Annotated in this window: 7 protein-coding genes and 2 tRNA genes; all 9 read left to right on the forward strand. The window is 22.1% G+C overall.

Annotated elements, in window-relative coordinates; all coding sequences use genetic code 4:
• A partial coding sequence (locus ACXX88_RS03555; protein WP_458559612.1) for a hypothetical protein occupies positions 1 to 1,177 on the forward strand: 1,177 nt, incomplete at its 5' end.
• Positions 1,177 to 2,274, forward strand: a complete 1,098-nt coding sequence (locus tag ACXX88_RS03560; protein ID WP_458559613.1) for a hypothetical protein — start codon at positions 1,177 to 1,179, stop codon at positions 2,272 to 2,274. The genes ACXX88_RS03555 and ACXX88_RS03560, both read left to right, overlap by 1 nt.
• A gap of 92 nt (positions 2,275 to 2,366) precedes the next feature.
• Positions 2,367 to 2,441, forward strand: a tRNA-Cys gene (locus tag ACXX88_RS03565).
• A gap of 4 nt (positions 2,442 to 2,445) precedes the next feature.
• A tRNA-Arg gene (locus ACXX88_RS03570) sits at positions 2,446 to 2,522 on the forward strand.
• 82 nt (positions 2,523 to 2,604) lie between these two features.
• Positions 2,605 to 5,532 (forward strand): DNA polymerase III subunit alpha, encoded by a 2,928-nt coding sequence (dnaE, locus tag ACXX88_RS03575; RefSeq protein WP_436358486.1) that lies wholly within the window; start codon positions 2,605 to 2,607, stop codon positions 5,530 to 5,532.
• Complete coding sequence (locus tag ACXX88_RS03580; protein WP_436358485.1) at positions 5,525 to 6,388, forward strand: 5'-3' exonuclease; 864 nt, start codon at positions 5,525 to 5,527, stop codon at positions 6,386 to 6,388. The genes dnaE and ACXX88_RS03580 overlap by 8 nt, the downstream gene beginning before the upstream one ends.
• Position 6,389: 1 nt before the next feature.
• Positions 6,390 to 6,938 carry a dephospho-CoA kinase gene (gene coaE / locus ACXX88_RS03585; RefSeq protein WP_436358484.1) on the forward strand — a complete coding sequence of 183 codons (549 nt, stop codon included), beginning with the start codon at positions 6,390 to 6,392 and terminating at the stop codon, positions 6,936 to 6,938.
• Positions 6,939 to 6,984: 46 nt separating this feature from the next.
• A complete protein-coding gene (locus ACXX88_RS03590; RefSeq protein ID WP_436358483.1) occupies positions 6,985 to 7,905 on the forward strand; it encodes a DnaD domain protein in 921 nt (306 codons plus the stop codon).
• A gap of 18 nt (positions 7,906 to 7,923) precedes the next feature.
• Positions 7,924 to 8,811: a DnaA ATPase domain-containing protein gene (locus ACXX88_RS03595; RefSeq protein ID WP_436358482.1), complete on the forward strand. Its 888-nt coding sequence runs from the start codon at positions 7,924 to 7,926 to the stop codon at positions 8,809 to 8,811.
• Positions 8,812 to 8,872 lie beyond the last annotated feature (61 nt).

An 8,872-nucleotide genomic window follows, 5' to 3' on the forward strand; every position in this document is an offset into this window, starting at 1 on the left:
CTTAAAATTAGATACAAATAAATTAAAAAGAGTTTTTGAAAATAGAATTAAAAATCTAAATGTAAAAATTTTAAAACAGCAAATGATTTCAACATTAGAGAAAATGTTGAAAAATAATTCTCAATTAAAAGAAAAATATAAAGAATTTAACAATGATTTAGTTTTAGATTTAAATATGAAAAAAATATTAATTAAAAGTATTGAAGAAAAACGTAATAATTTAACATCTAATTATGATTCTGTATTTTATAATATAAACAATTTAATTTCTAAAACTGGAGTGAAAAAAACTAAAGAAAAGATAAATAATTTTAATATTTTAATGAAAAGTAAAATAATTAATAGTATTAAAGACATAAATAATAAAAAATATAAAATATTTATGAAAAGCAAATTCTTTTCTTTAAATGATAAATTTGTTTATAAAAATCAAAATAATATATCATTATTTGAAAATATTGAAAAAAATGATTATACAATTATTAATCATCAAAAATTAATAAAAAATCCATTTAATAATCAAAAAATAAAATATATAAATAAAACTGATTCTACTATAAATGGATTAAATCAATTAAGAAACATTTGATTAGATTATTATGAAAATAACAAAACTAAAAAAGATGAAAAATTGCTTAATATTTTAAAAAATTTTAATCAATACTTTTGAAAAAACAAAGAATTTTTATTTTTAGAAAATACCAAAATAGGAATTTTAAAAAACTTTATTTCAATAGATGATGCAGAGAAAAAAATCTACAATTATAATTCAAGATATACCAATATTACAGAATTAGCTAATCAAACTGAAGAATCGAATTTAGAAGAATATCTTTTAAAAAGAATGAAACCAAAAGAAAGATATTATATCCCAGGATTAAAAAGCACCCTTATTTCTAGAGGGCAACCTTTTAGAGAAGAATTATTTGAATTTAATGATCCTAAAATTTTCCAATTGAACTACAGATTAATTCTTGGAAAATTAATTCTTCCTGTAGCAGAAAGAAGATTTTATGTAGAAGATAACAAATCTATTGAAATAAAATCTAACTATTATAATTTGTGAACCATAGATTTAAATAATCAAGAATTATTCTTTGATTCTCAAGAAGGAATGATGTCATATCTAAGAGATTACATAAAATATAGAGCTAAAAAAATAGAAGGGACTAAATAATGAAAAAGAAAATATTATTAACTAGTGCAGCAATCCTAGCTTTTGCTTCTGTAAATTTGGTAGTAAGTTGTAATCATGAAGAAAAATCAAAAGAACCAAATTTTCCAAAAACGCCAAGACAACAAAAATATGAAGAACTTTTTAATAAATATAAAGAAAAATACGTGGGAAGTGATAATTATGTATTTGATGATTTTGAAGAATTTGATTTCAATAATCAAGATTACTATGAAATAATCAATATTGATAAATTATTAGAATTTAAGCCTACTTATGAATATGTAAAATTAGAAAAATTTAATAACGAAAATATTTTTATATATTTTAAACAAGAAAAAACTGAATTTTTTTATAAGTGATTATTTGATTTTAGATTTAAATTTCAAGTTTATAAGGACGTTATTGACAAATTTGTGCCAAACAAAAAAATAAAATATAAGAATGGAAAAGATGTTTATTTAGTAAAAGAAAGCAAATATAAATTTAAATTTAATTTTTCTCAAAGCGATAAAGATTATAATGAAGTTTTTTCGATTGATAATTCTATTATGGAAGAATTATTATCAATTCCAAATGTAAATATTGAAGGAAGATTTGCTTTTAACAACGAACTTTATTTACCTAAAGAATATAAAAATAATTATTTTTCTAAAATAAATTTATTATCTAATTTTGGTTTTTCTGAATACGAAGATAATGAAAATTATAAATGATTTTCTATTCCAAAACCTAAAATAGAAAAATTCATACCGGGTATTTCACAAAAAGAAATTGATAAGTTTAATTCTTCATTGCCTATAATAAACGTATTTACAACAGAAAATTTAGGTTTTACATCTCGAAATTATTTAAATGACTGATATAACATTGAAAATGATTTAAATGCAAGAGAAAATGTTGAAACAATTGCAAATCAAGATTCAGAAAATTTTTATGATTATGATTTAACTTTTTCTAGAGAAAGAAAAATACAAGATTATGATGTAAAAACAGATGAAAAAAGAGAATATATTAAAAAAGATTCTATTCATTTTATACTTTCTAGACCGCTTAAGATTATATCTACTGAAGGAAAAAATGAAAAAAGAACAGGCTAATTCTTTTCAAAATGATTTTTTTTATTTTTAGAAAATACTAAAATCATTTAAATAGATAAATTTGTTGTATAATTAAATACGTAATTATACAAGGCACCATAGCCAAACGGCCAAGGCATGGGTCTGCAACACCCTGATTACCGGTTCGAATCCGGTTGGTGCCTCCAAATTGCGCCCGTAGCTCAACTGGACAGAGTGTTTGGTTACGGCCCAAAAGGTTAGGGGTTCGACTCCTCTCGGGCGCGCCAAATCACCTTATTGACCATAAAGGAAATTTTTAAAAAGTTTCCTTTTTTCTTATTTGTTTTTCTATATAATTAAATTATGGAAATGAAAATAAAATATAATTATAAATTACATAATATTACTGAATATTCTTTTTTGGAATCAACAATTACAATAGATAAACTTATTTATTTTGCTAAAGAAAATAATTTTTCTTATGCATCTATTTGTGATAGAAATAATATGTTTGGAGTAGCAAAATTAATTGATGAGTGTCAAAAAAATAATTTAAAACCCATAATTGGAATAGATTTAGATGTAGAAAAATATAGATTTTTAATTTTTGCTAAAAATTATAAAGGTTACTTAAAATTAAGTAAATTAAGTTCTGAATTTTTTGCAAAAAAAGAGATTTTTATTTCTGATTTAGATGATGAAAATTTGATAGTTATTGACCATTTTGATTATGGTTTTTATGCAACAAATAAAGAAGTTCCAAATATCGTTAACTTCTACAAAAATAGTAAGGAAATAAATGATGAAAAAACTGTTTTTATAAAGGAAAATCGCCTATTTTTAGAAAAAGATAGAGATGTTTTATCTACACTTTTTTCAATTAATAATAAAGAAATAAAAAATGATTTCTTTGCTTTGTGTGAGCAGGATGAAATAAATGAAAAAAACAATAAAAATATAGAAAAAATTATAGATGATATTAATATAATTTTTCCAACACAACTAAATCCTTTACCTAAATTTAAAAATGATAAAAATTTAGATTCTAAAGAATATTTAATGGATATTATTAAAGAAAAAGCTAATGCTAAAAGTGATGAATTAAAAAAATTTGCTGATAGTTTACCAAGAATAAAAAAAGAGTTAGAAATTATTAATGAACTCGGTTTTTCAGATTATTTTTTAATCATTTGAGATTTAATTAAGTGAGCAAAAGAAGAGAATATTTTTATTGGACCAGGAAGAGGTTCAGTATCAGGATCCCTTATTTCATATATTTTAGACATAACAGAAATAAATCCGCTGAAATATGACTTATATTTTGAAAGATTTTTAAATCCAAAAAGAGTAACAATGCCAGATATAGATATAGATATTCAAGATACAAGAAGAGAAGAATTAATTCATTATTTAATTAATAAATATGGCAAAAAAAATGTAGCACTAATTACAACTTTCCAAACTCTTGGAGCTAAAATGGCATTTAGAGATGTTGCGAGAGTTAAAAAAATTTCTGTTTCAGAAGTTAATGAAATTTCCAAATTAATTCCAAATGATTTTTCATTAAAACAAGCATATGAAAAAATACCTAAATTCAAAGCAAAAATTAACTCAAATCCTTTATATTTAGAAGTTTTTGAAATAGCTAAAGAAATAGAAGGACTTCCACGACAACATGGAACACATGCTGCTGGAGTTGTTATTAGTGACAAAGAAATTGAAACAGTAGTTCCAACTTTATATACAGATAATAATTTTTTAGAAACTCAATTTCCTATGGAGTATCTTGAAAAATTTGGATTATTAAAAATTGATTTATTAGGTTTAAAAAACTTAAGCGTTATTCAAGATGTGATTGAACTTGTAAAGGCAAAAACAGGATTGCAAATCAAAATTGAAAATATTCCAACATATGACTTAAATACTAATTTATTACTTTCAAAAGCACAAACAAACGGTGTTTTTCAACTGGAATCACCAGGAATGAAAGAAACTTTGAAAAAAATTTCCGTCACTTCCATTGATGATGTTGCTGCTATAATCTCTCTTTTTAGACCAGGACCAATAAAAAATATTGATACTTATGCTAAAAGAAAAAAAGGTTTAGAAGAAATTCCAATTATCTCTAATGATTTTGACCAAATTTTAAAAAGCACATATGGAATTATCATATACCAAGAGCAAATTATGCAAATAGCTCAAACTGTTGCTAAAATGGATTTTGCTGATGCAGACATTTTAAGAAGAGCAATTTCTAAAAAAGATATTCATTATATGGAAGAGTTAAAAGAAAAATTTTATTCTGGAGCACTTTCAAATAATTATTCCTTAGAAACTGTTGAAAAAGTTTTTTCTCAAATAGAAAAATTTGCAGAATATGGGTTTAACAAAGCTCATGCAGTAGCTTATGCTGTTTTAGCATATAAAATGGCATATTTAAAAAGTAAATATACTCAATATTTTTATGCTGCTTTAATTAATAATGCAAGTGGTTCTCATGAAACAATTAAAAAATATGTTTTAGAAGCTCAAAATTTAAAATTTGAAATCGAATCTCCAGAAATAAATAGTTCTTTAAATAGTTGTGTTATAGTTGAAAATAAATTAATTTTACCTTTTATTATGATTAAAGGTCTTGGTATTATTGCAACACAAAAAATTATTGAAATAAGATCTAAAGGTCAATTCACTTCATTTTTTGATTTTTGTTTAAAAATGAAAATGAATAAAATTACTGATTCAATTATCAAAACTTTAATTTTTTCAAATACTTTAAGAGAATTTGGAAATATCTTTGAACTTGAAGAAAAATATAACCAAATTTCTTTATATATAGATATAATCGTAGAAAAACAAGGTGATGATTTTTCTTTAAATGAAGAAATTTATGAAAAAACAAAAAATGAATTTTTACAAAATGATATAAAAATAGAACTAGATAATGCTAAAATAGAATTAATTCAAAATAAAGAGTTGTCTTATCTTGGAATGACTTTTACAAAGGAAAAAGCAAGTAAATTTGAAGGAAAAATCAAACTTGCAGATATCCACAAAGGAACTAAGCACATTTTAGCTTTAAAAGTAGTTTCCAAATCTTCTTTCCATGATAAAAACAATAATGAAATGGGTAAAATTACTCTTAAAGATAGTTCAAAAATAATTGAAATATTAATTTTTTGAAGAGAATGAGAAAAAATTAAAGAACTAAAAATTAATCATTATTATGAATTTGAAATACTAAAAAAAGAAAATGATGATTTTAAAATTTCATCTATTATAAAGGAGTTATATGAATAAAAAAATATTATTAGTGGATGCCAATTTACTACTTTTTAAGTCATTTTATGGAACAATTTACAACAATTTAAATAATAAAGATGGTGTTCCAACATCAGCAATCAACGCTTTCTTTTACACTTTATTAAATGTAATTGATTACATTGATCCAGATTGTTTATATCTAGCTTTTGATTCTGCTCAAAAAACAAAAAGACACGAAATGCTTGCTGATTATAAAGATGGCAGAAAACAAGCACCAGAAGAACTTTGAATTCAATTTGATTGAATTAAAAAAATATTAACTGAAATGAATATAGTTTTTGAAAACATTCCAACTTTTGAAGCAGATGATTTAATTGCTACCTTAGCAAAAAGATTTTCAGAAAATGAAAATGAAATTATAGTATTTTCAGAAGATAAAGATTTATTGCAATTGGTAGATGACCATGTATCAGTATTAAACAAAAGAAGAGAAGAATATACACTAAAAACAAGAAAAAACTTTTATATTTATGAAGAAATGGATCCAAGACAAGTTATTGATTTTAAAGCACTTGCTGGCGATCAATCTGATAATATCAAAGGTGTTGAAGGTATAGGAGAAAAAACTGCTAAAAAACTATTAAATAAATTTAGTAATATTGACAATATTTATAGAAGAATTGAAGAAGTTTCAGATTCTTTAAAAGAAAAATTACTTGCAGATAAAGAAAATGTTTATTTATATAGAGAAATTGTAAAATTAAACGACCAAGCAACAACTAAACACACAATAGAAAGTACAACTTTTAAATTTAGAAGAACAAAAGAATTAGCAAATATTTTAGAATATTTAGAATTAAAAAATTTAGAAAAGAAAATAGACAATTTTTAAGATGATAGCAGTTATTGGAAAATATGGTTCTGGAAAAACAACCTTTTTAAAAAAAATAGAAAAATACGGTTATAAAGTTTTATACACCGATGATTTTTATAAAGAATGCTATGCAAAAAACGGAGTTTGCGTTTCTATAATTAAAGAAAAATTAGGAATAAATTTTATTAAAAATGATGAAGTAAATAAAGAAGAAATTAGAAACTTTATTCTTAATGACAAAGGCAATATAAATAAATTAGAACAATTAGTTTATCCGGTGCTTGAAGAACATTTAAGCAAGTATAAATATGATTTTGTTGAAATACCAAATTTATTTACGAAAAACGCAAATTTTCTTCGTTTTTTTTCACAAATTTTAAATATTCAAACAACCGAAGAAAAAAGGCAAAAAAATATTGAAAAAAAAGGTGTGAATAAAAAAATTTCTGAATTAAATAATTTCCTAAATAATGGAAAAATAGGCAAAAAAGTTGTTAATATTTCGTGAGAAGATATAGAAAAAGAAAACTTTTTTGAAGATTTTTTTACAACTTTAAAAATACTATAATAAAATAATTTCACTTAAATAAAAAAACAAAATTTTAGGGAGTAAAATGAAAAGCAAATATAAATTAGAATTAGAAAAAAGAATAACAGATTATGATATGGAAATCATAGAGAATTTTTACTTACCTATTATTGGGGCAAAAGCTGTATTTTTGTTTAGTTTTTTACATAATAAAGTTAAAGCAAACTTATCTTTAAGTTCTCTATTTTTTGAAATTGAAGAATTTATTATTGAATTAAATATGAAAGAAGATAAATTCAAAAAAAGCAAACAATTTTTAGAAGCTGTTGGTTTAATTAGAACCTACTATTCAGAAGACTTAGATGAATACATTTTTTTACTAAAAAAACCTTTAGAAGTTGAGACTATTTTAAAAAATAAATTATTTTTAAATGAAATAGAGAAAAAAATAGGACAAAAAAAATTAGAAAAATTAATAAATAAATTTGAAGTTAAATTAACTAATACAGATGATTATGAAGATATTAGTACAAGCTTTTTAGAAGTTTTCAAAATCGATGAACAAAAAATATCTAATACAGTAGAAATTGAATTAACTAAGGTTAATGACAATTCAACTGCTAAAGAAACTTTTAATACTGAAAGATATTTAAATTTTTTAACTAAAAAATCTGTAAAACCTTCTTTAGTAAAAGAAATTGATAAATTTTTAGTTCATATGAGTCAAGAATCTATTAATGAAGTGTTAAGTTTTTGTTATGAAGTTAATGGTAAAATAAATAGAAAGTATTTTATTACCATAATATCTGATTTACTAAAAAAAGAAATAACTGAAGCAAAGGATATTAAAAATGAGTTAGAAGATGCCCTTTCTTTTAAAAAGAGTTCCCAAACTAATATTTTAGATTTAGATGAAGAAGAAACTAATGGTTCTAATAATTCATTTAAAAATAAAGAAAAAGAAGTTTCAGAAAATGAATTAGAAAAAATATTAGATTTTTTATAGAAAAGAGAATGGTATAAAATGAAATTAAATTTAGATATCTTTTCTAGTGAACAAGAAAAAGAAATAATTGATAAAAAGAAACAACTAATAATTCAAGAAATAAAAAGAAATAGTAAAACATCTGAAATAATTGAACAATATTCAATTTTGGATCAAGAAATTGAAAAAAATTTAGATTTATTTATTCAAGTTTTAGAAAAAAATGAAAATTTTGAAGTTTCAATCGTAAGAACTGAAACAGGAACTTTGAAAAAAGTATTTATTTTATCTGAGAAAAGAAAAAAAGAGAAATATAAACAAAATTTTTGATTAACAGAAATTTTTAGTTTTGATGTTGATTTAGACTTAAAAACTCTTTTAAAACAAAATCAACAAAAAGATACAAAAATTAACTCAAGATTTTTAAAAGTCATAGAAAAATATAAAAATTTAGAGCATGGCTTTTATTTTTATGGCGATATGGGAGTGGGAAAAACAAAATTTTTACAAGCTACATCAGTGCATTTTGCTAAAAAAAATAATTCTATAATTTTTTTAAATATTCCTATTTTTCAAACTTATTTAAATAATAAAATAACTTCCAAAACATTAAATTTAAATGAAATTTTAGAAAAATTGAAAAAAGTAGATAAATTATTTTTAGATGATTTTGGTTTAGAAAAAAAATCAATGTGATTCAGAGATTCAGTTTTATACGAAATTTTAAATTATCGTTTAGAAAATTCAAAAATAACTTTTTTTAGTTCTAATTATTCTTTATTGGAACTCAAAAAAATTTATTTAGATTCTTTTGTGGACAACAACAAAAAAGAAGATGAAGAATTTAAAGTTACAAGATTTATAGAAAGAATTAAAGGACTTACTGAAGAGTATAAAATTTTTGGAAAAAATTTAAGAAATAAATAAAAAAATATTGTAAATTATTAATCAAAATGTCCTTTTTTTAGCGATATGAAAATAATAATTA

The organism is Mycoplasma sp. 5370, assembly GCF_054343435.1.